The sequence below is a fragment of the Thioalkalivibrio sp. XN279 genome (assembly GCF_011089885.1).
Classification (GTDB): domain Bacteria; phylum Pseudomonadota; class Gammaproteobacteria; order Steroidobacterales; family XN24; genus XN24.
Map to the genome: position 1 here is coordinate 56,431 of NZ_JAANBD010000006.1, position 24,272 is coordinate 80,702.

The 24,272-nt window shown below is 68.9% G+C and carries 19 protein-coding genes; 11 read left to right on the forward strand and 8 right to left on the reverse strand.

The genetic code is table 11. From position 1 onward, the window contains the following. Positions 1 to 37: 37 nt before the first annotated feature. From G8346_RS00515 to G8346_RS00525, 3 genes are read left to right on the forward strand one after another with little or no spacing between them, the layout of a single operon-like run. Entirely contained in the window at positions 38 to 1,195 is a 1,158-nt protein-coding gene (locus tag G8346_RS00515; RefSeq protein WP_166047124.1) for an acyl-CoA dehydrogenase family protein, read from the forward strand. A 14-nt stretch (positions 1,196 to 1,209) separates the two neighbouring features. After that, positions 1,210 to 3,336 carry a prolyl oligopeptidase family protein gene (locus tag G8346_RS00520; RefSeq protein WP_166047126.1) on the forward strand — a complete coding sequence of 709 codons (2,127 nt, stop codon included), beginning with the start codon at positions 1,210 to 1,212 and terminating at the stop codon, positions 3,334 to 3,336. Positions 3,337 to 3,390: 54 nt separating this feature from the next. Continuing rightward, on the forward strand, positions 3,391 to 5,538 hold the full coding sequence (locus tag G8346_RS00525) for a VTT domain-containing protein (protein WP_166047128.1): 2,148 nt from the start codon (positions 3,391 to 3,393) through the stop codon (positions 5,536 to 5,538). 4 nt (positions 5,539 to 5,542) lie between these two features. On the opposite strand, the gene G8346_RS00530 is transcribed toward G8346_RS00525, so the two are convergent. Genes G8346_RS00530 through G8346_RS00540 form a run of 3 tightly spaced genes read right to left on the reverse strand, consistent with a single transcriptional unit; the run spans position 5,543 to position 9,195 of the window. Next, positions 5,543 to 6,370 (reverse strand): alpha/beta hydrolase, encoded by an 828-nt coding sequence (locus tag G8346_RS00530; RefSeq protein WP_166047130.1) that lies wholly within the window; start codon positions 6,368 to 6,370, stop codon positions 5,543 to 5,545. A 7-nt stretch (positions 6,371 to 6,377) separates the two neighbouring features. After that, positions 6,378 to 7,112 (reverse strand): polyphosphate--glucose phosphotransferase, encoded by a 735-nt coding sequence (ppgK, locus tag G8346_RS00535; RefSeq protein ID WP_166047132.1) that lies wholly within the window; start codon positions 7,110 to 7,112, stop codon positions 6,378 to 6,380. Between the two features lie 10 nt (positions 7,113 to 7,122). Beyond that, positions 7,123 to 9,195: an ATP-dependent helicase gene (locus G8346_RS00540; RefSeq protein ID WP_166047134.1), complete on the reverse strand. Its 2,073-nt coding sequence runs from the start codon at positions 9,193 to 9,195 to the stop codon at positions 7,123 to 7,125. A 100-nt stretch (positions 9,196 to 9,295) separates the two neighbouring features. Between G8346_RS00540 and G8346_RS00545 the strand changes: the two genes are divergently transcribed. From G8346_RS00545 to G8346_RS00555, 3 genes are all read left to right on the forward strand, one after another. Continuing rightward, positions 9,296 to 11,446: a M3 family metallopeptidase gene (locus G8346_RS00545; protein WP_166047136.1), complete on the forward strand. Its 2,151-nt coding sequence runs from the start codon at positions 9,296 to 9,298 to the stop codon at positions 11,444 to 11,446. A gap of 127 nt (positions 11,447 to 11,573) precedes the next feature. Continuing rightward, complete coding sequence (locus G8346_RS00550) at positions 11,574 to 14,315, forward strand: pitrilysin family protein (protein WP_166047137.1); 2,742 nt, start codon at positions 11,574 to 11,576, stop codon at positions 14,313 to 14,315. Continuing rightward, the gene (locus tag G8346_RS00555) at positions 14,293 to 14,958 is read left to right on the forward strand and encodes a class I SAM-dependent methyltransferase (RefSeq protein ID WP_166047138.1); all 666 of its coding nucleotides are present in this window, start codon (positions 14,293 to 14,295) and stop codon (positions 14,956 to 14,958) included. Before G8346_RS00550 ends, G8346_RS00555 begins: the two co-directional genes overlap by 23 nt. Before the next feature lie 31 nt (positions 14,959 to 14,989). Here the strand turns inward: G8346_RS00555 and G8346_RS00560 are convergent, their stop codons facing one another. Continuing rightward, entirely contained in the window at positions 14,990 to 15,430 is a 441-nt protein-coding gene (locus G8346_RS00560; RefSeq protein WP_166047140.1) for a DUF3144 domain-containing protein, read from the reverse strand. Positions 15,431 to 15,466: 36 nt separating this feature from the next. Beyond that, on the reverse strand, positions 15,467 to 16,750 hold the full coding sequence (locus G8346_RS00565; RefSeq protein ID WP_166047142.1) for an NADH:flavin oxidoreductase/NADH oxidase family protein: 1,284 nt from the start codon (positions 16,748 to 16,750) through the stop codon (positions 15,467 to 15,469). A 102-nt stretch (positions 16,751 to 16,852) separates the two neighbouring features. Between G8346_RS00565 and G8346_RS00570 the strand changes: the two genes are divergently transcribed. Genes G8346_RS00570 through G8346_RS00585 form a run of 4 tightly spaced genes read left to right on the forward strand, consistent with a single transcriptional unit; the run spans position 16,853 to position 20,018 of the window. Further along, on the forward strand, positions 16,853 to 18,103 hold the full coding sequence (locus tag G8346_RS00570) for a DUF819 domain-containing protein (RefSeq protein ID WP_166047144.1): 1,251 nt from the start codon (positions 16,853 to 16,855) through the stop codon (positions 18,101 to 18,103). A 13-nt stretch (positions 18,104 to 18,116) separates the two neighbouring features. Then, positions 18,117 to 18,572, forward strand: a complete 456-nt coding sequence (locus tag G8346_RS00575) for a DUF6231 family protein (protein WP_166047146.1) — start codon at positions 18,117 to 18,119, stop codon at positions 18,570 to 18,572. A 13-nt stretch (positions 18,573 to 18,585) separates the two neighbouring features. Beyond that, the gene (locus tag G8346_RS00580) at positions 18,586 to 19,500 is read left to right on the forward strand and encodes a DMT family transporter (protein ID WP_166047148.1); all 915 of its coding nucleotides are present in this window, start codon (positions 18,586 to 18,588) and stop codon (positions 19,498 to 19,500) included. Between the two features lie 17 nt (positions 19,501 to 19,517). Continuing rightward, positions 19,518 to 20,018, forward strand: a complete 501-nt coding sequence (locus tag G8346_RS00585; protein WP_166047150.1) for a hypothetical protein — start codon at positions 19,518 to 19,520, stop codon at positions 20,016 to 20,018. Between the two features lie 69 nt (positions 20,019 to 20,087). Here the strand turns inward: G8346_RS00585 and G8346_RS00590 are convergent, their stop codons facing one another. Both G8346_RS00590 and G8346_RS00595 read right to left on the reverse strand, forming a co-directional pair. After that, a complete protein-coding gene (locus G8346_RS00590; protein WP_166047152.1) occupies positions 20,088 to 21,449 on the reverse strand; it encodes an AarF/ABC1/UbiB kinase family protein in 1,362 nt (453 codons plus the stop codon). A 13-nt stretch (positions 21,450 to 21,462) separates the two neighbouring features. Then, positions 21,463 to 22,866 carry a hypothetical protein gene (locus G8346_RS00595; RefSeq protein ID WP_166047154.1) on the reverse strand — a complete coding sequence of 468 codons (1,404 nt, stop codon included), beginning with the start codon at positions 22,864 to 22,866 and terminating at the stop codon, positions 21,463 to 21,465. A 109-nt stretch (positions 22,867 to 22,975) separates the two neighbouring features. Here G8346_RS00595 and G8346_RS00600 point away from each other — a divergent pair, with 109 nt between their 5' ends. After that, positions 22,976 to 23,362: an Arm DNA-binding domain-containing protein gene (locus G8346_RS00600; RefSeq protein WP_166047156.1), complete on the forward strand. Its 387-nt coding sequence runs from the start codon at positions 22,976 to 22,978 to the stop codon at positions 23,360 to 23,362. Between the two features lie 12 nt (positions 23,363 to 23,374). Here the strand turns inward: G8346_RS00600 and G8346_RS00605 are convergent, their stop codons facing one another. Continuing rightward, positions 23,375 to 24,187 (reverse strand): SDR family NAD(P)-dependent oxidoreductase, encoded by an 813-nt coding sequence (locus G8346_RS00605; protein ID WP_166047158.1) that lies wholly within the window; start codon positions 24,185 to 24,187, stop codon positions 23,375 to 23,377. Between the last annotated feature and the right edge of the window lie 85 nt (positions 24,188 to 24,272).

Genomic DNA, 24,272 nt, shown 5'->3' on the forward strand with positions numbered 1-24,272 from the left:
CGAACGCTTGTTTAGCGACCGTTCCGGAGACCCCGCCATGGACTTCTCGTTCACCGAAGAACAGCTCATGATCCAGGAAGCCGCCCGCGACTTCGCCCAGCGCGAGATCGTCCCCATCGCGGCCGAGTTCGACATCAGCGGCAAGTTCCCGGAAGAGACCCTGCGCAAGGCCGGCGAACTCGGCTTCATGGGCGTCGAAGTGCCGGAGGAATACGGCGGCTCGGCGCTGGACGCGGTCGGCTTCGCCCTGATGATGGAAGAGATCGCCGCCGCCGACGCCGCCCACTCGACCATCATCTCGGTGCACAACTCGCTCTACTGCAACGGCATCCTGCAGTACGGCACCGAGGAGCAGAAGCAGAAGTACGTGACGCCAGTGGCCTCGGGCGAGGTCTTCGCGGCCTACGCCCTGACCGAGCCGCAGTCGGGCTCGGACGCCGCCAACATGCGCACCCGTGCCGTGCGCGACGGCGACCACTACGTCATCAACGGCAAGAAGTCCTGGATCACCTCCGGCCCAGTGGCCAGGTACATCCTCCTGTTCGCCATGACCGACCCGGCCGCCGGCCCGAAGGGCGTGTCGGCGTTCATGATCGACACCGAGAAGGACGGCTTCCACCGCGGCAAAATCGAGCCCAAGCTGGGCATCCGCGCCTCGGCCACCTGCGAGATCGAGCTGGCCGACTACCGCTGCCCGGTCGAGGACCGCATCGCCAACGAGGGCGATGGCTTCAAGATCGCCATGAGCATCCTCGACGCCGGCCGCATCGGCATCGCCGCCCAGGCCGTGGGCATCGCCCGCGCCGCGTATGAGGCGAGCCTGCAGTACGTGCGCGAGCGCCATGCCTTCGGCACGCCGATCGGCAGCTTCCAGATGATCCAGGCCAAGGTCGCCGACATGAAGATGCGCCTCGAGGCCGCCCGCCTGCTGACGCTGAAGGCGGCCTGGAACAAGAAGGTCGCGGCCGCAGCCGGCCTGCGCAACACCACCGAGTCCTCCTGCGCCAAGCTGTTCGCCTCCGAGGCCGCGATGTTCATCACGCACGCGGCGGTGCAGATCCACGGCGGCATGGGCTACAGCAAGGAAATGCCCATCGAGCGCTATTTCCGCGACGCCAAGATCACCGAGATCTACGAGGGCACCAGCGAGATCCAGCGCATGGTCATCGCCAGGCAGGAAACCGGCCTGCGCTGAGGCGGAGCACACTGATGTTCACGCAAGCAATTGCTGTCGGCCTGGGGCTGGCGCTCGCGGGTTGCGCAACGGTCGGGACTGGCGAGGGCGTGCTGCAGCCCGGTTATCCGGAGACGCGGCGCATCGACCACGTCGACCAGTACTTCGGCGAAGACGTGGCCGACCCGTACCGCTGGATGGAGAATCTCGGCACGGCGGAGCTGGACGCCTGGATCGACGCCCAGAACGAGTTTTCCGCCGGGTTCGTGCAGCAGCTGCCGGACTACGACCGCATCCGCGCGCGCCTGGACGCGCTTTGGCGTACCGAGCGCCTCACCACACCACTTGTTCACGGCGGCAGGTTCTTCTTCGAGTACAACGACGGCACCGCCACGCTAAGCCGGCTCATGATGACCGACGGGCTGGCGGGGGAGTGGCGCGTGCTGCTCGACCCGGCCACGCTATCGGAGGACGGCACCACGATGCTGGCGCGCTGGAACGTCAGCCGCGACGCGCGGCACATCGCCTGGGCCGCCACCGTGGGCGGTTCCGACTGGACCAGCTGGCGCGTTCGCAACGTGGAGTCCGGCGAGGACCTGCCCGAAGTGCTGGAGGGAACGAAGTCCACCTCCGCCGCCTGGCGCCGTGACAACACCGGTTTCTACTACGCCCGCTATCCGCAGAACGCAGCCGGCGAGTGGGACGACCGCCAGCAGGCCGAGGTGTGGTTCCACGCTCTGGGCACGCCGCAGGCGGAGGACGTGCACGTCTTCTCCGTGACGGACCATCCGACGCGCACGCCCTTTCCCCAGATGTCCTCGGACGGCCGTCACCTCGTGCTGTCCGTCTACGAGAACAACCGCAGCAACGGGATCTACCTGCTGCCCCTGGACGTGCCCGGCGCCGGCGTGATCCGGCTGGTCGACAGCTGGGATGGCGTGTCGTCTTACCTCGGCACGGTCGGCGGCACGGTTTATGTCCACACCAACATCGGCGCGCCGAAGGGCCGCGTGGTGGCGATCGATATTGCCGACCCGGAGCCCGCCGACTGGCGCGATGTCGTGCCCGAGTCCGAGCTGCCGATCGAGGACGCATCGGTCGTCGGCGAAACGATCGTGGTGCACTACCTCGAAGATGCGAAGAGCCGCGTCGACCTGTTCGCGCTCGACGGCGGCAGCCGCGAAACGCTGGCCCTGCCCGGGATCGGCAAGGTCTCGGGCTTCACCGGCTCGCCGGCCTCTAGCGAGACCTTCTTTGCCTTCGAGAGCTTCAGCAACCCCGGCACGGTGTTCCATTTCCGGCCGGACACCGGCGCGGTGACGAGCTTCCACCAGAAGTCGACTGCGCTCGACACCGACACGCTGGCGACGAAGCAGGTTTTCTTCGCCGGCAAGGACGGCACCCGGGTGCCGATGTTCATCGTGCATCGCAAGGGCATTGAGCTCGACGGCGCCAACCCGACCATGCTGTACGGCTACGGCGGGTTCGGCGTCTCCATGCTGCCCGGCTGGGACCTGCGCCTGCTGGGCTGGCTGGACCTGGGCGGCGTGCTGGCCATTGCCAACCTGCGCGGCGGCGGGGAGTACGGCGCCGACTGGCACGTGGCGGGCACGCGCGAGCGCAAGCAGAACGTGTTCGACGATTTCATCGCCGCGGCCGAGTGGCTGATCGCCGAAGGCTGGACCGCGCCAGAAAAGCTCGCCATTTATGGTCGCAGCAACGGCGGCCTGCTGGTAGGCGCGGTAGAGTTGCAGCGGCCGGAACTGTTCGCCGCGGCGGGGCCCGCGGTCGGCGTGCTCGACATGCTGCGCTATCACACCCCGAGCGCCAACGCGCGCGCCTGGCTGGGCGACTACGGCCTGGCGGAAATCGAGTCGGACTACCGGGCGCAGCGGGCGTACTCACCGGTGCACAACGTGCAGCCCGGCACCTGTTACCCCGCCACCATCATCCACACGGGGAAGTTCGACGATCGCGTGGTGCCATGGCACAGCTACAAGTTCGCTGCCGCCATGCAGGCTGCCCAGGGCTGCGACAAGCCGGTCCTGCTGCGCACCGAGACGCGTGCCGGCCACGCCGCGGGCGGCGCCAAGCCGCGCCACATGCTGATCGACGAGTTCGCGGAGCTGTATGCCTTCTTCGCCTGGGCACTCGACATGTAACGGCACAGGGGCGGTCCCCGCATGGGCGCCCCTTCCAGCCCCTATAATGTCGGCATGACTGCCGAGTCCGGGCTGCTCGTTCCGGGTAGAAACTGCTGGCGCAAGGAACACGCGCATCGCGTGGCGTTCCTGGTGGATGGTGCCGATTACTTCGCCGCGGTCCGCGCCGCGGCGGCTCGAGCCGAGCGCTCGATTTACATCCTCGCCTGGGACATCGACAGCCGCATGCGGCTGGTCCCGGAGGGCGCGGACGACGGCCTGCCGGAACCCCTCGGAGAGTTCCTCGACGCGCTGGCCCGGCGCCGGCGCTCGCTGCACATCCATATCCTCAACTGGGACTTCGCGATGCTGTATGCACCCGATCGCGAGGTCCTGCCCAGCTACAAGCTCGGCTGGCGCTCCCATCGCCGGGTGCATTTCGAGCTCGATGGCTGCCACCCCGTGGGCGCCTCGCACCACCAGAAGGTGGTGGTCGTGGACGACGCCGTCGCCTTCGTGGGCGGGCTGGACCTGACGCACTGCCGCTGGGACACGCCCGAGCATCGCGCGGACGATCCGTGCCGGCGCCATCCCTCGGGCGATCCCTGCCCGCCATTTCACGACGTGCAGATGGCGGTCGACGGCCAGGCGGCGGCGGCGCTGGGCGAACTGGCGCGAGAGCGCTGGCGCCGCGCCACGGGCAAGCAGCTCAAGCGGCCGCGGGTAAAGCGCGCACCGGACCGCTGGCCCGGCACGCTGGTCCCGGATGTCGAGGACGTCGAGGTGGCCATCGCGCGCACCGAGCCGAGGTACGAGGACTGGGAGGAGGTGCAGGAAATCAAGCAACTGCACCTCGATGCCATCGCCGCCACGCGCAAGCAGCTGTACCTCGAGAACCAGTACTTCAGCGCCGCCTCGCTGGCGAACGCGATGGCGGAGCGCCTGGCCGAGCCGGAGGGGCCGGAAATCGCGCTGGTGACGCGCAGCGACGACAACAGCTGGCTGGAAGAATTCACCATCGGCGTGATGCGCGCGCGACTGCACCGCCAACTACGCGAAACGGCGCCCGAGGATCGCTACTGCACCTACTACCCGGATCTCGGACGACCTGGGGACGGCTACCTCAACGTCCATTCCAAGGTGCTGGTGATGGACGACGACCTGCTCAGCATCGGCTCCGCCAACCTGAACAACCGTTCCATGGGCTTCGACACCGAGTGCAATCTCGCCATCGAGTCCGGCGGCGAAGAACGCATCCGGCGCGCCATCCGCAGACTGCGCCAGCGCCTGCTCGCAGAGCATCTGGACACCTCTGCGGACGAGGTGGCGCGAACGGAGCAGGAAACCGGTTCGCTCCTGCGTAGCATCAGTGCGCTCAGCGGCGAGGGCCGGACCCTGGCACCCCTGGAGCCCGAGCTTTCAGAGAGCATGGACGCCGTCATCCCCGAAGGCCACATAATCGATCCCGAGACGCCGATCGAGCCGGCCAGGCTGGCCGCGCGGCTGCTGCCCTCGGAGACCCAGGCCTCCAAGATCGGGCGCGTGCTGCTCGCGGGCGGCCTGCTGGCCCTGTTCATCACCCTGGCGGCCGCCTGGCGCTGGACCGAGCTCGGGGAATGGCTGGCGCCGTCGAGGCTCGCCGGCCTCGTGGAGTCAATCAAGGCCATGCCCGCCGCGCCGCTGGTGGTGGTCGGCGCCTTCGTCCTCGGCACGCTGCTGGTGGTCCCGGTCACGCTGATGATCGCGGTCGTGGTGCTGGTGTTCGGACCGGTCGAGGGCGCGATTTACGCCGCCATCGGCTCTCTGCTCGGTGCGGGCGTGACCTATTGGATCGGTCAGCTCATCGGTCGCGCGACCGTGCGGCGCATCGCCGGCTCGCGGCTGGACCGCCTCAGCCGCGCACTGGGCAAGCGTGGCGTGCTGGCGGTGACCACGGTGCGCGTGCTCCCGGTAGCGCCTTTCACCATCATCAACCTGGTCGCCGGCGCGACGCACATCAGCCTGCGCGACTACCTGCTCGGCACGGTCCTCGGCATGGGCCCGGGCATCATCGCCATCGCGGTGTTCATCGACCGCATTCTCGCCACCCTGCGCAACCCCGAGCCGGGCACCCTCGGACTGCTCACCATAGTGGTGGTGCTCATCGTTGCGGGCATGGCATGGCTGCGCCGCACCCTGCGCCGGCGGCACACCGGCAAGCGAGCCTCGGGATCGGCGAGCTGAGCAACTACCGCAGTCCGAGGCGGGACAGGAACTCGTCCAGCCCCGCCCGGTAGCGAGCCTCGTGGCGCAGAAAACCCGTGTTGTGATCGCCGCCGAACACCAGCATCTGGCTGCGCATGCCGGCCGCGGCATGCAACGCCTCGGCATGACTGAAGGGGATGATCTCGTCATCGCGGCTGTGCGCGATGAGCACCGGTGCGCTCACCTCGCCAATGAGCCGCTCGACGGGATACTCGATCCGAGCCAGCCGGCGCACAGGAAGGAACCAGTAGATTTCCGCAGCAAGATCCGGCACGGAGCGGAACGTCGACTCGACGATCAGCGCGCGCGGCGTTTGCTGCACCGCCAGCCAGGTGGCCACTGCGCCCCCGAGCGAACGTCCGAACAGGATGATCCTTTGCGGGTCGACCCCACGGTGATCGACAAGATGCTGCCAGGCGGCGTGCGCGTCCTGGTAAGTCCCTTGCTCGGACGGGCGGCCCGAGCTCAGGCCATAGCCGCGGTAATCGAAAATCAGCACCGACAAGCCGAGGGAATTAAAGATTCGCAGCGACTCCAGCCGGTGGGAGATGTTCCCGGCATTGCCATGGAAGAACAGCACCACGGCGCGCTCCCCGGATGCGGGCAGGAACCAGCCGTGCAGGGTCTCGCCGTCACTGGTCGCGATCTCCACAGGCTCATACTCGAGCCCCACGGCAGCCGGCGTGGCCGCCATTTCACGAGACGGTATGGAGGGAAGAAAAAGCATGCTTCCCTGCCGCATCCATAGCATGGCGACGAGCAGAGCGTAGCCTGCGACCAGCAGCAACAAGACTGCGGCCAGCCCTTTCATCCCGCGTTCAGCTCTCCGCGGCGGCCAGCGCGGCGCCCACGATCCCCGCGTCGTTGCCCAGCGCCGCCGGCACCACGCGGGTCTGGCACTTGAGCAGCGGGAGAAACTTGTCGGATTTGCGGCTGACGCCGCCACCGATAATGAACAGGTCCGGCCACACCAACTGTTCGAGCGCGACCAGCACCTGGGAGACGCGCGCAGCCCACTTGGTCCATGACAGGTGATCATTCTTGCGCGCCTGGGCCGAGGCGCGATGTTCCGCCTCATCGCCACGGATCTCCATGTGGCCGAACTCCGTGTTCGGCACCAGCCGGCCGTCGAGGAACACGGCGCTGCCGATGCCGGTGCCGAGCGTCAGCATGACCACCGTGCCCTGCACTTCGCGCCCGGCGCCGTAGCGCATCTCCGCCAGGCCGGCGGCGTCGGCGTCGTTGAGCACGGTGACCGGGGCCCCGAGGGCGACCGAGAACAGGCGCTGGATGTCGCAGCCGACCCACTCGGGATCGATGTTTGCCGCCGTGTACGCCACGCCGTGCTTGACTACCGCCGGCACGGCCACCCCGACGCGCGCGGCCGGCCCGAAGCGGCGTTGGACCTCGGCCACCGCGGCGGACACCGCCATCGGCGTGGCGGGCTGCGGCGTGAGCATCTTGTGCCGTTCCGTCACGAGGCTCCCGCTGGCCAGGTCCACGGGCGCGCCCTTGATGCCGGAGCCGCCCACATCGATGCCGAGAATGCTCATAGTGTCGTCCTCACCACATATTGCGCATGCGCGCCGCTACGTCGATCACTTCCGCCGGCCGCGCCGTCGCGCCGGTCCCGGGTTCCGCGCCGCCATGGAAGCGCGCCTCCATGGTCGCCATCATCGCCTCGTCGATGAACCGGCTGCGCGCACCATACACGTGCCGGTCGCCGTGCCGCGGCTGTTGCGGCACCCAGTACTTCAGCGGCGCGACCAGGTGCAGCGCCGACTTCGCGCGCGTCATGGCCACGTACAACAGCCGCCGCTCTTCCTCGATCAGCGCCGGCTTGCCGGTGGCGAACTCCGAGGGAAAGTTGCCGTCCGCGACGTTGAGAATGTACACCGAGTCCCACTCCTGGCCCTTGGCGGAGTGGATGGTCGACAGCACCAGGTAGTCCTCGTCCATGAGCGGCGGCCCGGCGAGGTCGCCGGTAGCCTGCGGCGGGTCGAGCGACAGCTCGGTGAGGAACTGCTCGCGCGTGGCGAATTTCGCCGCGATCTGCTCCAGCGCCTCGAGATCGCCGAGGCGCACCGGCCATTCCTCGTAGATGCGCTCCAGCTGGGGCCGGTACCACTCGCGCGCGCGTCCGACCTGTGCCTGCCAGTCGCCGGCGCCCGCCCCGGCCTCGGCCAGCAGCGCCACCAGCCCGCCCCAGTAGGGCGCCGCGGCCGGCGGCGGCGGCCATGATGCCAGCGATTGCGGCGCGAAACCGTGCGATTCCAGCCAGCCGAAGGCTTTCGCCGCCATGGCCGGGCCGATGCCCGGCAACAGCTGCAGGCAGCGGAAGGCCGCAATCCGGTTCTTCGGGTTGTCGGCCCAGCGCAGCACGGCGAGGAGATCCTTCACGTGCGCGGCCTCGAGGAACTTCAGTCCGCCGTATTTCACGAAGGGGATGTTCTGCCGCACGAGTTCCAGTTCGAGCCGGTCACTGTGATGACTGGCGCGGAACAGCACGGCCTGGTGCCGCAGCAGCTGTCCGGCCTCGCGCGCAGCGAGAATGGCCTTGATGACGTAATCGGCCTGGGCCTCGTCGTCCTGCACCGTAACGTAGAACGGCTTCTGCGCCGAAGGTCGCGCCGAGCGCAGCGCCTTGCGGAACTGCCGCTCGGCGCCGCGCATCAGGGCATTGGCGGCATCGAGCACCGGCTGCACCGAGCGGTAGTTCTCCTCCAGCGCGACGACCTCCGCCGGCGGCTCGAACTGGCCGGGGAAACGCAGGATGTTCTCCACCTCGGCTGCGCGGAAGGAATAGATGCTCTGGGCGTCATCGCCGACTACCGTGAGGCCGCGGCCGTCCGGTTTCAGTCGCAGCAGGATCTCCGCCTGCAGCACGTTGGTGTCCTGGTACTCGTCCACCAGGACGTGGTCGAAGCGCTCGCCCACCGCCGCCGCCAGCGCCGACGATGCCATCAGGGCGTGCCACCACAACAGCAGGTCGTCGTAGTCCAGCAGGCTGCCGGCCTGCTTGAGCTCGACATAGCGCCCGAACAGCGTGCGCAGCTCGTCGGCCCATTCCGTGCACCAGGGCCAGTGCGCCTCGAGGCAATCCGCCAGCCCGGCGCGGGAGTTGACCACGCGCGAGTAGATGGCGAGGCAAGTGTCCTTGCGCGGGAAGCGCCGCCGCCCGTCCGCCAGCCCGAGGTCCTGGCGCGCCACGTCCATGAGGTCGGCAGCATCACCCCGGTCCAGCACCGAGAACCCGGCGTCCAGCCCCAGGTTGGATGCGTATTCCCTGAGCAGTCGGTTGGCCACGGAATGAAAGGTGCCCGCCCAGGGCATTTTCACCAGCTCGCCCCGGCCTTCGTCCGCCAGCGCCTGGCCCACGACCCGCCGGGCGCGCCGCGTCATCTCGCGGGCGGCGCGGCGGCTGAAGGTGAGCAGCAGGATGCGGGCCGGCGGAACTCCCGCCAGCACCAGGTGTCCGACTCGATGCGCGAGGGTCATGGTTTTGCCGGTCCCCGCGCCGGCGATCACCAGCAACGGCCCCGCGCCCAGGTCGCGCCCCTCACGCTGCGGCGCAGCATGAGTCACGGCACGGCGCTGGGCCTCGTTGAGGCCCTCGAGGACGGCGGCAGGGGACATGGCGCCGACTATAACAGAGGGAAAAACAGCCTCGAGCGGTTAGAATGGCCGTTTTTCCGCGCCGGGCGCCAAGACCCGGGACCACTTCAGGAGACCACGCATGAGCCGACTTTTCGCGCTTCCCTTCGCTCTCGCCGCAGCCGCCGTGCTCGGCGCCGGCGCCACGCACGTCGTTGCGGCCGAGCAGCCGGCCGCGGTCGACACGGCCGCCGCCAACCCGTTTTTTGCCGCGAGCACCCTGCCCTACAAGGTGCCGCCGTTCGACCAGATCCGCGACGAGCATTACCTGCCGGCTTTCGAGCGCGGCATGGCGGAAGAACTGGCCCAGATCGAGGCCATCGCCAACAACCCGCAGGCGCCGACCTTCGAGAACACCATCGTCGCGATGGAGCAGACCGGCGAGGTCCTCGCCCGCGTGTCGCGCGTGTTCTTCAACCTGAACTCGGCCCATACCAACCCGGCCATGCAGGATGTGCAGAAGACCGTGTCGCCGCAGCTCGCTGCGCACCGCGACGCCATCTTCCTCAACCCCAAGCTGTTCGCGCGCGTAGAGGCACTGCACGCCGAGCGTGACGAGCTGGGCCTGGACCCCGAGTCACTGCGCCTCCTGGAGCGCTACTACATCGACTTCGTGCGCGCCGGCGCCCGCCTCTCCGAGGAGGACAAGGACAAGCTGCGCGCGATCAACGCCGAACTCGCCTCGCTGGGCACGACCTTCGCCCAGAACGTGCTGCGCGAGACCCTGGACTCGGCCGTCATCGTGGACACCGCCGCGGAGCTGGACGGCTTCTCCGACGCGCAGATCCGCGCCGCCGCCGCCGCTGCGACTGCCCGCGGCCACGAGGGCAAGTACCTCATCTCGCTGCAGAACACCTCCGGCCAGCCGCCCCTCGCGCTGCTCACCAACCGCGCGCTGCGCCAGCGTATCCACGAGGCCTCGGTGAACCGCGGCGCGCGTGACAACGAGCACGATAATCGCCCGGTCGTGGCGCGCGTGGCCGCGCTGCGCGCGGAGCACGCCGCACTGCTCGGCTACGACAGCCACGCAGCCTACGTGCTGGAAAACGCCACCGCCGGCACGCCGGCGGCGGTCAACGCGATGCTCGCCGGCCTGGCCCCGGCCGCGGTCGCCAACGCCCGCAAGGAAGCAGCCGACATCCAGGCGCTGATCGACGCCCAGGGCGGCGACTTCCAGCTGCAGGCCTGGGACTGGGACTTCTACGCCGAGCAGGTGAAGCAGGCCCGCTACGACCTCGACCCGGCCGAGCTGCGTGCCTACTTCGAACTCGAGAGCGTGCTCAACAACGGCGTCTTCTATGCCGCCAACAAGGTCTTCGGCCTGACCTTCAAGCCGCGCCCCGACCTGCCGCTGTACCACCCCGACGCGCGCGCCTGGGAAGTGTTCGAGGCCGACGGCAAGCCGCTGGGCATCTTCATCGGCGACTTCTATGCCCGCGACTCCAAGCGGGGCGGCGCCTGGATGAACGCCTACGTGCCGCAGTCGGGCCTGCTGGGCACGATGCCCGTGGTCGCCAACCACCAGAACATCCCCAAGCCGCCCGAGGGCGAGCCCACCCTGATGACCTTCGACGAGGTCACCACGATGTTCCACGAGTTCGGCCACGCCCTGCACGGCCTGTTCTCCAACGTCCGCTACCCGCGCTTCTCCGGCACCAGCGTGCCGCGCGACTTCGTCGAGTTCCCCTCGCAGGTGAACGAGATGTGGGCGGACTGGCCGGAAGTGCTGGCCAACTACGCGCGGCACTACGAGACCGGCGAACTGCTGCCGAAGGAGATGCTGCAGAAGGCGCTGGAAGCGCAACAGTTCAACGAGGGCTACCGCACCACCGAGTACGTGGCGGCCTCGCTGCTCGACCAGGCCTGGCACCAGCGTGCCGCGGGCAAGGTCCCGACCGACACCATAGCGTTTGAAAAGCAGGTGCTGGCCGAGACGGGCATGAACTTCGCGCCGGTGCCGCCGCGCTATCGCAGCACCTACTTCTCTCACATCATGGGCGGCTACTCCGCCGGCTACTACTCCTACATCTGGAGCGAAGTGCTGGATGCCGACGCCGTAGCCTGGTTCAAGGAGAATGGCGGCATGAAGCGCGAGAACGGCGAGCACTTCCGCGCCACCCTGCTGTCCCGTGGCGGCAGCAAGGAAGCGATGGACCTGTATCGTGATTTCGCGGGTCGTGATCCCGAGATTCGCCACCTGCTCGAGCGCCGCGGCCTGACCGCGGGCGAGTGATCCCTGCCGGACGGGCGTCGCCGCAAGGCGGCGCCCGTCCCGGTTCCGGCCGGCCGGAGGAATCCGGCCGCCATCGGAGCGACGAAACGCCCCGCACAGTCAAATTCTGATCCGAGAGAGTGTTGCCATGGTTACCAGGCTCAACCGCCTCCTGGCCGTCCTGGCGCTGTCGCTGGCGCTGCCGCTGGCAGCCGGCGCCGCGCCCGCGGTAGACATCCCCTATGAAGAGTTCACCCTCGACAACGGGCTGCGCGTCATCGTGCACACGGACCGCAAGGCGCCGATCGTGGCGGTGAACATCTGGTACCACGTCGGCTCCAAGAACGAGCCCGAGGGTCGCACCGGCTTCGCCCATCTCTTCGAGCACCTCATGTTCCAGGGCTCGGAGAATTACAACGACGAGTACTTCAAGCCTTTCGAGCAGGTCGGCGCCACCGGCCAGAACGGCACCACCAGCTTCGACCGCACCAATTATTTCCAGAACGTGCCCACCACGGCGCTGGACATGGCGTTGTGGATGGAATCGGACCGCATGGGCCATTTCATGGGCGCGATCACGCAGGAACGACTGGACGAGCAGCGCGGCGTGGTGAAGAACGAGAAGCGCCAGCGCGACGGCCAGCCCTACGGCCAGTCCTGGGACCGGCTGTTCGAGGCCGGCTATCCCGAGGGTCACCCCTATTCATGGATGCCCATCGGCTCCATGGAGGACCTCGACGCCGCCACCCTGGACGACGTCAAGGACTGGTTCAGGACCTGGTACGGCCCGAACAACGCGGTGCTGGTGCTGGCCGGCGACATCGACGTGCCGACGGCGCGCGAGAAGGTCACGCGTTACTTCGGCGACATCCCGGCCGGCCCTCCGCTGACACGTCCCGAGAAGTGGATCGCCGCGCGCACCGAGTCCACGCGCGAGACCATGCAGGACCGCGTCGCCCAGGCGCGTATCTACCGCACCTGGAACATGGGCAACTACGGCAGCGCCGAGGCCGATCACCTCGCCCTCGCGGCGCAGATCCTCGGCGGCAGCGCCTCGTCGCGCCTGCAGGCCAGGCTGGTGCACCAGGAACAGCTGGTCTCCGGCGTGTATGCCAGCGCCATGCCGCTGGAGCTGTCCGGCGTATTCATGATCGTGGCCACCGCCAAGGACGGCGTCGACCCTGCGCAGGTCGAGGCCATCATCGACGAGGAAGTGGCGAAGTTCCTCGACCAGGGCCCGACCCGCGCCGAGCTGGCGCAGGCCAAGACCCGCTTCCAGGCGGGCTTCATCCGCGGCGTGGAGCGCGTCGGCGGCTTCGGGGGCAAGTCCGACGTGCTCGCCGGTTGCGCCGTCTACACCGGCGACCCGGGCTGCTTCCGCGCCAGCGCCGAGCGCATCCAGGCGGCGAGCACCGCCGATGTGCGCGCAGCCGCCCGCGCACGTCTCGCCCAGGGCGACCACACCCTGACCATCCTGCCCTTCGCGCAGCACGCCGCCGTGAGCAGCGACGTGGACCGCAGCCAGGGCGTACCCGAGGTCACCGAATTTCCGCAGGTCAGCTTCCCCGCTTTGCAGCGCGCCACGCTGCAGAACGGCATCGAGGTGGTGCTGGCCGAGCGCCGGGAGATTCCGGTGGTACAGGTGCAGCTGCAGTTCGACGCCGGCTACGCCGCCGACGTGGGGCGCAAGCTGGGCACTGCCAGCTTCGCAATGAACATGCTCGACCAGGGCGCGGGCAAGCGTGACACCCTGGAGCTGGCGGCGGCCATCGAGTCCGAAGGGGCCTTCATCGGCGCGGGCGCCGGACTGGACACCGCCTCGGTGTCGCTGAACGCCCTTAAGGATCGCCTCGATCCCTCGCTGGCGCTGTTTGCCGACGTGGCACTGCGGCCGCGCTTCGACGAGGCCGAAATCGAACGCGTGCGCCGCCAGTGGCTGGCCGGTATCGCCCAGGAGAAGACCCGTCCGCAGAGCGTCGCGCTGCGCCTGGTGCCGCCGCTGCTGTACGGCGAGGGCCACGCCTACGCGATTCCCTTCAGCGGCACAGGCACCGAGGAGGCGATCGCCAGCCTCACGCGGGAAGACCTTGTCGGCTTCCACCGCGACTGGATGCGGCCCGACAACGCGCGTTTCATCGTGGTGGGCGACATCACCATGGGCGAAATCGTGCCGCTGCTGGAGAAGCACTTCGGTGACTGGGAGGCGCCCGCCGCCCCGCTGCCGCAGAAGAACATCGCCACCGTGGCACGGCCGGACCGGCCGCGCGTGTTCCTGGTCGACCAGCCGGGCTCGCCCCAGGCCAACATCATCGCCGCGCAGCTGGTGATTTCCTCCGCCGACCCGGCGTCGCTGGAACTCGACATCGCCAACGGCGTCTTCGGCGGCTCCTTCACCTCGCGCATCAACATGAACCTGCGCGAGGACAAGGGCTGGTCCTACGGCGTGCGCAGCTCGACCTCCGGCGCCAGGGGCCAGCGGCCCTGGTACATCCTGGCGCCGGTAGAGATCGCGCGCACCGGCGACTCGATCCGCGAACTGATCGCCGAGCTGGAGGCCTTCACCGGCGAGCGCCCGGCCGAGGCCGACGAGCTGGAGAAGATCCGTGCCAACCGCATCCGCAGCCTGCCCGGGCGGTACGAGACCGCCTCAGCGGTGCTCGGCGCCCTTAGCAGCATCGAAGCCTACGGCTGGCCCGACGACCAGGTCCTGCGCGAGCAGGAGCGCATCCAGACCATGACGCTGGAGCAGGTGCGCGAGGCGGCGAAGACACTGGACGTGGACACGCTCACCTGGGTGGTGGTCGGCGACCTGGAGCAGATCGAGCCACAGGTGCGGGCGCTGGACCTCGGCGAGGTCACCGTGCTGGATGCCGACGGGCGTCCCCTTTAACGGCGACGTCTGCCTGCTGTGCGGCGGCGTCGCCGCGCCGTGGTTCGCTGACGGCAGCAGGGACTATCTGCGCTGCGGGCACTGTGGCTTCGTCCACGTGCCCGCGGCGCAGCGACTTCCCCTCGAGGCCGAGCGCGCCTACTACCTCACGCACCGGAACGCCGTGGACGATCCCGGTTACCGCACCTGGCTCTCCCATCTCGCGACCCCCCTGCTGGAACGGCTGCAGCCGCCGGCGTCGGGCCTCGACTTCGGCTGCGGCCCCGAGCCCGCGCTGGCGGCGATGCTGGCCGAGGCCGGTTTCTCGGTGTCCCTGTACGACCCGCAGTTCGCGCCGGATGCGAGCGTGTTCTCGCGCGAGTGGGATTTCATCACCGCCACCGAGGTGCTGGAGCATCTGCACCAGCCGGCGACGGAACTCGGGCGCCTGTGGAGCCTGCTGCGCCCGGGCGGCTGGCTCGCCGTCATGACCCGGCGGGTGCCCGCGCTGGCCGAGTTCGCGCACTGGCATTACCGCCGCGACCCCACGCACATCGGGTTCTTTGCTGAGCAAAGCTTCGCCTGGCTGGCGGCGCGCTGGCAGGCCGAGCTGGAGTTGCTCGGCGACGACGTGGCGCTGCTGCGCAAGCCCCTGGCCGGGTGAAATTACCGGCAGAGGCTGCCGGCCGGGATCGTCAGCCGTGCTCGAAGATCCGCTCGTAGTCCTGCAGGTTCTCCGCCAGCATGCGGTCGTACTCGCCCTTGAAGAACTTCATCGCCGTCGGGCGATCGGTCCGGTACTTGTCCAGGTTGCCCGCATGCGCTGCGACCACGAAGGAGTTGAAACGGGCCGCGGCATAGAGCAGCGCCATGCTGACGTGCTCGCGCTTCACGCTTTCCATCTGCTCGTTGGCGAGCGCTATGAACTTGTCGACCACGGCGCGGAACTCGCGGTCGATCTCTTCCTGCTCGCGCTGGTCCTCCTCCGCCGGCGGCTTCTCCATGCGGAACTTGAGCTGGCCGTGCTGGCCCTGGCCGGCCGCGCCGCCGGGCACGTCGCCCAGCGACTGGTAGCGATTCATGATCGCCTTCATCTGCGCGCTCAGCGCATTCTTGTCCTTGTCGTCCTGGCTCATGGCATGGGCTCCGGAAAGATTCTGAATGGACGCATTCTAACCGTGCCGGCCCCTGGCGCGCGAAAGCCTGAGCTCGTCGCGCGCATGCGCCGCCAGCGCGGCGCCGATGCTGATGGACGGGTCCGGCGGCAGCCCGTCGGCCAGCCGCAGGATCTGGCGGTAATACCAGGCCATCTCGCCCTGCACGTTCATGAACTTCATCAGCATCAGCGGGCTGGCCGGCCCGGCCCAGCGGGACTGGCCGAAACGCAGCGACGGCGGCGGCGTGGCGGCCTCGACCGTGCCGGCGGCCAGGCGCCCCGGCAGATCCGGGTCGATGCAGACCGGCCGGCCCAGGCCCACCACGTCCAGCTCATCCGCGGCCAGCGCTTCGGCCATGGCCGCGCGGGTGCGGAACCCGCCGGTGACCATCATGGGTAGCGGATAGGCGGCGCGGATCTCGCGCGCGTAGTCGAGGAAGTAGGCCTCGCGCCGGCGGGTGCTGGCGCGCTGCGGCTCGGCCGCGGTCTCGGCCCGGCCCTCGTAACCGAACAGCTTGGGCTGCTCGTAGGTGCCGCCGGAGACTTCCAGCAGGTCGATCTTCTCCTCCGCCAGCCAGCGCGCCACCTGCACGCAATCCGGCAGGTCGAAGCCGCCCTTCTGGAAGTCGGCGCTGTTGAGCTTCACCCCCACCGGGAAGTCGTCGCCAACCGCGCGGCGCGTGGCGCGCACGATTTCGAGCAACAGCCGGGCGCGGTTCTCCAGCGGCCCGCCCCACTCGTCCTCGCGCTTGTTGGTGACCGGTGAGAGGAACTGCGCCAGCAAATAACCATGGGCGGAGTGCACCTGCACGCCGGTGAAGCCGGTCTCGCGCGCAATGGCGGCGGTGGTGGCGAAGCGCTGGATGACGTCCTGGATCTCCGCGCCGGTGAGCGCGCGCGGGCGCGCGAACAGCCCGAGCAGGTCCAGGCCCTCGGTCGAGGCCGAGACCGGCTGCGAGGAACTCATCTTCGAGCACTGGCGTCCGGGATGGCTGATCTGCATCCACAAGTGGTTGCCGGCCGCCGTCCCCGCCTTCGCCCAGGCCGCCAACGCCGCCCAGCCCTGGCGGTCCTCGATGACCACATTGCCCGGCCGCTCCAGCCAGCGCCGGTCCACCATCACGTTGCCGGTGATCGAGAGTCCGACGCCGCCGGACGCCCAGCGGCGGTAGAGGCGCGCGTGGCGCTCGTTGGCCTGGTCGTCGGCTGCCGCCAGGCCCTCGGTCATGGCGGCCTTGGCAATGCGGTTGGGCAGGGTTGCGCCGCACGGCAGGCGCAGGGGATCGGCGAGTTCGGGCATGGGTTCGGTCTCGTCGCTCGGGCCGCGGCAGCATACCGCGCCGGGCGCTCCCGTGGCATCGCTCAGGTAGAATCGCCCGACCACGCGCTCGAGGGGGAAGCGATGTCGGACGGACCACTGATCACCAACGACGCCGTCGTGCTCGGGCTGCTGGCCCTGATCCTCGGCGGCGTTTTCTGGACCCAGCAAAGCCGTATCCCCTTCTTCCAGCGCTTCTACACCTATGTCCCCGCGCTGCTGTTGTGCTACTTCCTGCCCTCGCTGCTGAACACCTTCGGCATCATCGACGGCAAGGCCTCGAACCTGTACTTCGTCGCCTCGCGCTACCTGCTGCCCGCCTGCCTGGTCCTGCTGACGCTGTCCATCGACCTGCCGGCCGTGGCGCGCCTCGGCAACAAGGCCGTGATCATGTTCTTCACCGGGACCTTCGGCATCATCGTCGGCGGCCCGCTGGCGCTGCTGGTGGTCGGCGCGATCTCCCCTGAGACGGTGGGTGGCGACGGCCCGGATGCCGTGTGGCGCGGCATGACCACCATCGCGGGGAGCTGGATCGGCGGCGGCGCCAACCAGGCGGCGATGAAAGAAGTGTTCGACGTCGGCGACAACCTGTTCGGCCAGATGATCGCGGTGGACGTGCTGTGCGCCAGTGTCTGGCTCGCCATCCTGCTGTTCTTCGCCTCGCGGGCGAAGGAGATCGACGCCCGCACCGGCGCCGACACCACGGCCATCGAGGACCTCAAGCATCGCATCGAGCTGTACCACGCCCAGCATGCGCGCATCCCGCGCCTCGCCGACCTGATGTTCCTCGCCGCCATCGGTTTCGGCGTCACCGCCGTGGCGCACCTCGGCGCCGACACCCTTGCACCCTGGATCGCCGCGACGGCGCCGGGACTGGACCGCTTCAGCCTCACCAGCGGCTTCTTCTGGCTGGTGGTGATCGCCACCACCGGCGGGCTGGTACTGTCCTTCACCCCGGCGCGCAAGCTCGAGGGCGCCGGCGCGTCCACCGTGGGCTCTGCGTTCCTCTATATCCTCGTCGCCAGCATCGGCATGCAAATGGACATCACCGCCGTGCTGTCCAACCCGGGCCTGTTTGCCGTGGGCATGATCTGGATCGGCTTCCACGCCGCGCTGCTGTTGATCGTCGGCAAGCTGATCAAGGCGCCGCTGTTCTACCTCGCGGTCGGCAGCCAGGCGAATGTCGGCGGCGCGGCCTCGGCGCCGGTGGTGGCCTCGGCCTTCCATCCCTCGCTGGCGCCGGTGGGCGTGCTGCTGGCGGTGCTGGGTTATGCCGTCGGCACCTACGGCGCCTGGCTGTGCGGCCAGATCCTGCGCGTGATCGCGGCCGGGTGAGGACGCCCGGCTGATGCCTGTTTCCGCCGCGGATTGCATCGCCGCGCTGCTGGCCGAGTATGCGCCGGGGAGCGTGCTGGTGATCGGGGATGCGGTGCCGATGCCGGAGACAGTGGCCGAAGTGACACGCGTGGCGGCCAGCGAGGCGCCGGCGAAACTGGAAGAGCTCGGGCGCTTCGACTTTGCGCTCGTGTCAGGGCTGCTCGAGACGCTGGAAGCCGCGGACGCCGAGACCGTGCTCGGGCGGCTGAAGAACCTGCACACCAGCCGCTTCCTGCTGCTGGCCGACCCGGCGCGGGCCTGCCTTGGGCACGACGCCCTGCTGGCGCTGGCGCTGGCCCCGTTCGAACACCTGGCCGACGGCCGTGTCGCCTGGCGCTACGACCTCGACCGCTACAACCCGGAGCGGCGCTGGAACAACCCCGAGGACTGGGCCAACCCGGAGAACTTCGACCGGTTCCGCTGGTAGCGTAACGGGAATCATGAATTCCGAAGCCCTCGCCCACCGGGAACACATCGTGCGCGGCATGCTGGCCGCGCTCGGCGCTTTCTTCATGTTCACGGTGATGAACGTGTTCGCCAAGCTGTTGAGCGAAAACCATTCCGTCATAGAGATCGCCTTCTATCGGAACCTGATCGCCAGCCTGCCCTTCCTGTTCATGGTCTTCGTGCTCGGCCGGCGCGAGATCCTGGTGATTCGCAGCAAGCCGTCGCTGGTCGGGCTGCGCGCGGTGCTCGGCGCGGTCTCGCTGATGACCACTTTCCTCGCCTTCTCGCTCATGCCGATGGCCGAGACCACGGTGCTGCTGTTCACGGCCTCGCTGTTCCTGCCGGTGCTGGGCGTGTTCGTGCTCGGCGAGAAGGTCGGCCCCTGGCGCTGGTCCGCAGTGGTGATCGGCTTCGCCGGCGTGGCGGTGATGGCCAGTCCGACGGGTGCGGTCAACATGCTGGGCGTGACGATCGCGCTGGTCGCCGCGCTGATGCATGCCTCGCTGCAGGTCGTGCTGCGCTACCTCGGCCGCTATGAGAGCCCCGAGACGGTGACGTTCTACTTCATGGTGATCGGCACGCTGGTGACCGCCCTGCCGCTGCCCTTCGTCGCCGTGACGCCGACGCTGGACGAGATACCGCTGCTGTTCGGCGTCGGGCTGTCGGGAGCGGCGGCGCAATGGCTGCTGTCCACGGCCTTCCGCAATGCGCCGGCGGCGGTGGTCACGGTGTTCAACTACAGCGGCATCGTCTGGGCCACGCTGTTCGGCTGGCTGATCTGGAACGACTGGCCGTTGCCGCACGTGCTGGCGGGCGCCGCCATCGTGATCGCGTCCAACGCGCTCATCATCTGGCGCGAAAGCCGCCGGCGACCGATCACCGGGGCGCGGGTGCGGGCCAAGTTTTAATCCTACGGAGGGGAGACATGCGCAGGACTCTCAGACTCTCAACCGCGTTGGCACTGTCTTTGGCGGCGGCCAATGCGGCCGGCGCAGAGTTGAGGCTGGAAGCCGGGAAGCCCTTGCCATGCTCGGAGATGTGGGTTTTCGATTTGTCGCGCGAGCACTTGCCGGGCACCTTTCATACGTTCCATTTTTCTTCCAAGGGGAAGGAGTTTGACGAACGCTTTGCCCAAGGCGTCAAGGACGGAGAAGCGGACGTGATGATCGACCTCATTGCCACTACGCTCGAGAAAGGCGCTCATGATCCGGTCAGCGTCACTCTCGCGGGCGTTCGTGAAGTTCTCGAGCCCATGCTGGAGAGACTTGCCGCCCGCCTGGAGGAGAAACGCCTGCCCTACCTGAGCTTTCTTTTCGTCGGTCCCAGGGAGCTCGAGCCGAAGGCCCGCGCCCTGATCGTCGACCGCGAAGCGTTGTTTTGGTACGTCGAGTACGCCGCGCCCGATTGCGGAGCCGAGGGCAACTAAAGCCGCGTCAAAACAGCCTCGGAATCGTGGAGCAGCGCTCCAGATTTGCAGGGATAAATTGTCGGGGCGTTATCCGGGCCCGGGCAACCCCGTCAGCCGCTCGTCGCCGAACAGCGTCATCCCCGGCGCCAGCATGCGGATGTAGCGGTCGAAATAGAGGAACTGCTTCAATAGCAGGGTGAACTCGCGCGGGAAACGGATGCCGTGGCGACGCCCGACGCGCACCAGGTCCATCAGCGCACGGTTGAGGTCGTCGTCGTCCGGCGCCTCTGGCGGGTAAACCTCGCCCCAGCCGTCGCCCGGCCGGCTCGCAGCATATCCGCCAACCCCAGCGCCGCCGACCGGTTGCTCCGCCGCGCCCGGCACCAGGTCCAGGCGGCGGAACAGGTCCTCGAGGTCGGCCGCCAGCGCCGCCGTGTCCACGCCCTCCTTCGTCGCGCCCATCACTGCCAGCCCCTCGGCCACCACCTTGAAGTCGCCGCGCGGCAGGCCGTCGGCCAGCGCAAACATGGCCTTCCAGGTCTCCTCGCGGATGCGGCCGACGATGCCGAAGTCGATGAAGCCGATGCGGCCGTCGCGCAGCGCCATGAGGTTGCCGGCGTGCAGGTCGGCGTGAAAGGTCCGACAGTGCATCAGGCTGCCGAACCACGTGTTCAGCGCGTTCACCAGCAGGCCCTCGGGATCGTCGGTGCAGCGCTTGAGCCCCACCGGGTCGGTGAGCGAGGCGCCGAAGAACCGCTCCATGGTCAGCACCCGCGCCGTGCTCAGCTCCGGGTAGACCCGCGGCGCCACGGCCTGCTCGTTCAGCGTGTCGTCGAGGTACTGGCGGAAGGCCTCGATGTTGGCGGCCTCGCGGATGAAGTCGCACTCCTCGATCATCGAGCCCTGGATCTCCTCCACGATCGCCGCCAGCGAGGCGTGCGCCGCGCCCGGCGTGACTCGTTCGACGACCTTGGCCACCAGGTGCAGCAGGTTGAGGTCCGTGACAATCACTGTCTGCACGCCCGGCTTGCGCACCTTCAGCACCACGTCCTCGCCGGTCTTCAGCCGCGCCGCGTGCACCTGGGCGATGGAGGCGGAGGCCAGCGGCTCGGGGTCCACCCATTCGAACTCGGACTCGAGCCTGGCGCCGAGCTCCTCCCTGAGCGCGCGGCGGATGGTGCGCCAGGGCAATGGACTGGTCTGGTCGAGACAGTGCTGGAACTCCTCCACCCACGCCTCGGGGAACATCGACGGGGAGCTGGCGATGAGCTGGCCCAGCTTGATGTAGGTCGCGCCGAGCCGCTCGAAAGTCTGGCGCACCAGCTTCGGCGTCGGCGGGCGGTCTCCCAGCAGCCAGCCGATGCCGGTGCCGGCAAGCACGCGACCGGTCTGCCCGAGGCGCAATGCGCCCTTGACGGTGAGGCCCAGCGCCTCGGTTGCGGCGTTCATTCCCGCATCCTCCTCAACGATCCCCCAGCAAGCTGCGGCGCAGTGCGCCGTCCACGAAATCCCGCACGCCTTGATGGAAACGGAACCCGAGGTGCGCGCCCGGGTACCAGAGGATCTGCGGCTCGTCCCAGTGCCGCCACAACATGTCCACCTGGTCGGTCGAAACGAAGCGGTCCGCGAGGGCGCCGAAAATGAAGCGCCGCTCCGGCGGGATGCGCGGCTGCAGCGCCAGCGGCGAGACCGGGCGCAGCGCCGTGCCGATGCGCTCGGGCGTAATGTCCTCGGCCGCGGCGAGCGCCAGGGCGCGTGCGCTGGCGTGGTAACAGGTCATGGCGCCGAACTCGGAGGGCGGAATGCCGGCGATGGCGCAGTCAAGGCCGTCCTCGAGCGAGGCCACCAGCGCCGTGGAATAGCCGCCCAGCGACATGCCGGCGATGCCGATGCGCTCGGCCCCTTCCTCGCGCAGCCAGGCCACCAGGCGACGGATATCCCACGCCGTCTGCGTCAGCGCATGCAGCGTGTTGGCCACGTCGCCGCTGATGAAACCGGCGCCGCTGACAGCGTTGTTGGCGCGCGGGCCGTGCAGCGGCAGCACGGGAAAGGCCAGGTTCAGGCCGCGGCGATGCAGCCAGCCCGCGCCCATGGCGCGCAGGTCGAGCCAGGTACGCCCCATGGCCAGCCCGTGCACACAGATCAGCCAGTCGCGGCTGCGGGCGGTGCGCACGATGCGCACCTCGGCCGTGCGGTTGTTGCGGTAGCCGAGCCAGCGCTCGCGGCCCGGTGCCCCGGGCCGCGGCTCGAATTCGCTGTCGAAGCGCATGACCTCGTAGTCGATGCCCGCGGTGCGCGCCGGACCGATCGCGGCGGGACCGATGGGCGGCGGTGTTTCATGGAACGAGGCCGGCGCGTCGAGCCACCCGTTCGCCCGCAGCCAGTCGAGCGTCTCGTCCAGTTCGCGACCGACGCGCGGCTGGACCGGCTCGCTGTAGACCCCCATCACCGTCGTCAGGCTGCCGAGCACCGCCTCGTCCACGGCGATTTCAGCCAGCACCCGCAGGTCGTCCCTGGGCGGCACCTCCTGGCCTTCCGGCACCGCGAGGTCGTCGGCCGCCAGGCGGGCGGCGGCCAGCGCCGCGAGCGCAGACAGCGCCCCCAGCAACAGCGCGCCGAGCGGCGCAAAAAGGAACATGGCCAGCGCATACAGCACGCCCACCAGGGCGCCCGCGGCGCCGGTGCGCGGGATCAGCCGGTCGCCGGGGAAGAACATCGTCGCCACCGCGGCGCCAAGCATCAGCGCGCCCGGAACGGCCGCCGCAACCAGCGCGAAGAATCCGGCGTCGGCACCGTAGCCGAGCCATGCGACCCCCGCGACAGCCAGCAGCCAGGGCTCGAAGCGGCGCGCCATTTCATAGTCCATTTGCCCGCCTCCTTTGCCTGGGGACGCGAGCGCCCGCGCCTCCGCGCAGCGCGCCCGTATATGCCAACATAATAAGCCACCCGGGCAGCCGCAGCGGACCGCAGCGATCATGAGACTCAGCGACGACCATTTCCGCGATCTTCCTCCGCAACCGCGGCGTTACGACACGCCGGTGGAAGAGGGCCTGGTGTTCTCGGTGTTCCCCAATGGCACCAAGTGCTGGGTGCTCGTCTATACCGTGGCCGGGTTCGCGCGGCGGCGCACCCTCGGACTGTTCCCCGAGATGAAGCTCGACCGTGCCCGGGAAGCCGCGGCCGAGGCACAGCGCATCCTGGCGGCGGAGTCCGAGCTGGCGCGCTACGGCGAGTCCACTGCCGCCTCGGGACGACGCAGCTGGCTGGCGACGCTGGTGCAGGGGCGTCCCTACCTGGCCGTCGCCCTGGGCATGGGCTTCGCCGCCGCCCTCGGCTTGCTGGTGGTCTGGCTGTTCGGCTGAACGACGCCCCGGCTACCAGGGAATCTTCTCACCGTTCCACGCGAAGAAGCCGCCGTTCTCGCTGCTGCCGAGTCCGTCGATCACGCGCAGCAGCTGCTCCGCGGCGCGTTCCGGGCTGAAGAGCCTGTCCTCGGGCACGCTGCCGCGGAACGGCTGCGACAGGCCGGTGCGCGTGGTGCCGGGATGCAGGGCGACGCAGACGATGCCGCGGGCGCGCCGCGCCAGCTCGATCGAGAGCGTTTTCATGAACATGTTCTGCGCCGCCTTGGCGCCGCGATAAGCGTACCAGCCACCGAGACGGTTGTCCGAGATGCTGCCGACTCGCGCCGAGAGACTGGCGAACACAGCGCGCTCGCGACGCGGGAGCAGGGGCTCGAAATACCTCGCCAGCAGCAGGGGGCCGGCGCCGTTCACGGCGAAGGATTGCAACAACCAGTCCGCCCTTACCTCGGCCAGGCGGCGCTCGGGTTGCATGCCTTCGGGTTCATGCAGGACGCCGACGCAGTTGATCACCATGTCGAGCGGCTCGGCCTCCATGGCGACGATCCGGGCCGCCCCGGCCAGCCGTCCCTCGTCGGTCACGTCGAGGCCGAGCGGGCGGATGCGCCCGTCGGCTCCTGCCATGGCGGCGAGCTCGGCGGCCGCGGAGGGGTTGCGACACCCGGCCCAGACCCGGCGCACGCCGACTTCTGCGGCCAGCCGCTGCACGAACGCGAGTCCGAGCCCGCGACTGGCGCCGGTAACCAGTGCGGTGACCGGGCGCTGGAATCTCGACAGGACGGACTCCCCGTCGTGGTTTCTGGCTGGCGGCTGGTTGGGCGGCATGGGCAGGGGATTCAATCGCTGGGGTTGCCCTGGTATTCGCGAGCGGGCCCGGGACGGATGCCCTGCACGCCGGCGCGGGCATGTA

What these genes read in the sequence shown, in the direction of transcription:
- G8346_RS00515 (WP_166047124.1), top strand. Translation starts at nt 38, where the DNA reads ATGGACTTCTCGTTCACCGAAGAACAGCTCATGATCCAGGAAGCCGCC.
- G8346_RS00520 (WP_166047126.1), top strand. Translation starts at nt 1,210, where the DNA reads ATGTTCACGCAAGCAATTGCTGTCGGCCTGGGGCTGGCGCTCGCGGGT.
- G8346_RS00525 (WP_166047128.1), top strand. Translation starts at nt 3,391, where the DNA reads ATGACTGCCGAGTCCGGGCTGCTCGTTCCGGGTAGAAACTGCTGGCGC.
- G8346_RS00530 (WP_166047130.1), bottom strand. Translation starts at nt 6,370, where the DNA reads ATGAAAGGGCTGGCCGCAGTCTTGTTGCTGCTGGTCGCAGGCTACGCT.
- ppgK (WP_166047132.1), bottom strand. Translation starts at nt 7,112, where the DNA reads ATGAGCATTCTCGGCATCGATGTGGGCGGCTCCGGCATCAAGGGCGCG.
- G8346_RS00540 (WP_166047134.1), bottom strand. Translation starts at nt 9,195, where the DNA reads ATGTCCCCTGCCGCCGTCCTCGAGGGCCTCAACGAGGCCCAGCGCCGT.
- G8346_RS00545 (WP_166047136.1), top strand. Translation starts at nt 9,296, where the DNA reads ATGAGCCGACTTTTCGCGCTTCCCTTCGCTCTCGCCGCAGCCGCCGTG.
- G8346_RS00550 (WP_166047137.1), top strand. Translation starts at nt 11,574, where the DNA reads ATGGTTACCAGGCTCAACCGCCTCCTGGCCGTCCTGGCGCTGTCGCTG.
- G8346_RS00555 (WP_166047138.1), top strand. Translation starts at nt 14,293, where the DNA reads ATGCCGACGGGCGTCCCCTTTAACGGCGACGTCTGCCTGCTGTGCGGC.
- G8346_RS00560 (WP_166047140.1), bottom strand. Translation starts at nt 15,430, where the DNA reads ATGAGCCAGGACGACAAGGACAAGAATGCGCTGAGCGCGCAGATGAAG.
- G8346_RS00565 (WP_166047142.1), bottom strand. Translation starts at nt 16,750, where the DNA reads ATGCCCGAACTCGCCGATCCCCTGCGCCTGCCGTGCGGCGCAACCCTG.
- G8346_RS00570 (WP_166047144.1), top strand. Translation starts at nt 16,853, where the DNA reads ATGTCGGACGGACCACTGATCACCAACGACGCCGTCGTGCTCGGGCTG.
- G8346_RS00575 (WP_166047146.1), top strand. Translation starts at nt 18,117, where the DNA reads ATGCCTGTTTCCGCCGCGGATTGCATCGCCGCGCTGCTGGCCGAGTAT.
- G8346_RS00580 (WP_166047148.1), top strand. Translation starts at nt 18,586, where the DNA reads ATGAATTCCGAAGCCCTCGCCCACCGGGAACACATCGTGCGCGGCATG.
- G8346_RS00585 (WP_166047150.1), top strand. Translation starts at nt 19,518, where the DNA reads ATGCGCAGGACTCTCAGACTCTCAACCGCGTTGGCACTGTCTTTGGCG.
- G8346_RS00590 (WP_166047152.1), bottom strand. Translation starts at nt 21,449, where the DNA reads ATGAACGCCGCAACCGAGGCGCTGGGCCTCACCGTCAAGGGCGCATTG.
- G8346_RS00595 (WP_166047154.1), bottom strand. Translation starts at nt 22,866, where the DNA reads ATGGACTATGAAATGGCGCGCCGCTTCGAGCCCTGGCTGCTGGCTGTC.
- G8346_RS00600 (WP_166047156.1), top strand. Translation starts at nt 22,976, where the DNA reads ATGAGACTCAGCGACGACCATTTCCGCGATCTTCCTCCGCAACCGCGG.
- G8346_RS00605 (WP_166047158.1), bottom strand. Translation starts at nt 24,187, where the DNA reads ATGCCGCCCAACCAGCCGCCAGCCAGAAACCACGACGGGGAGTCCGTC.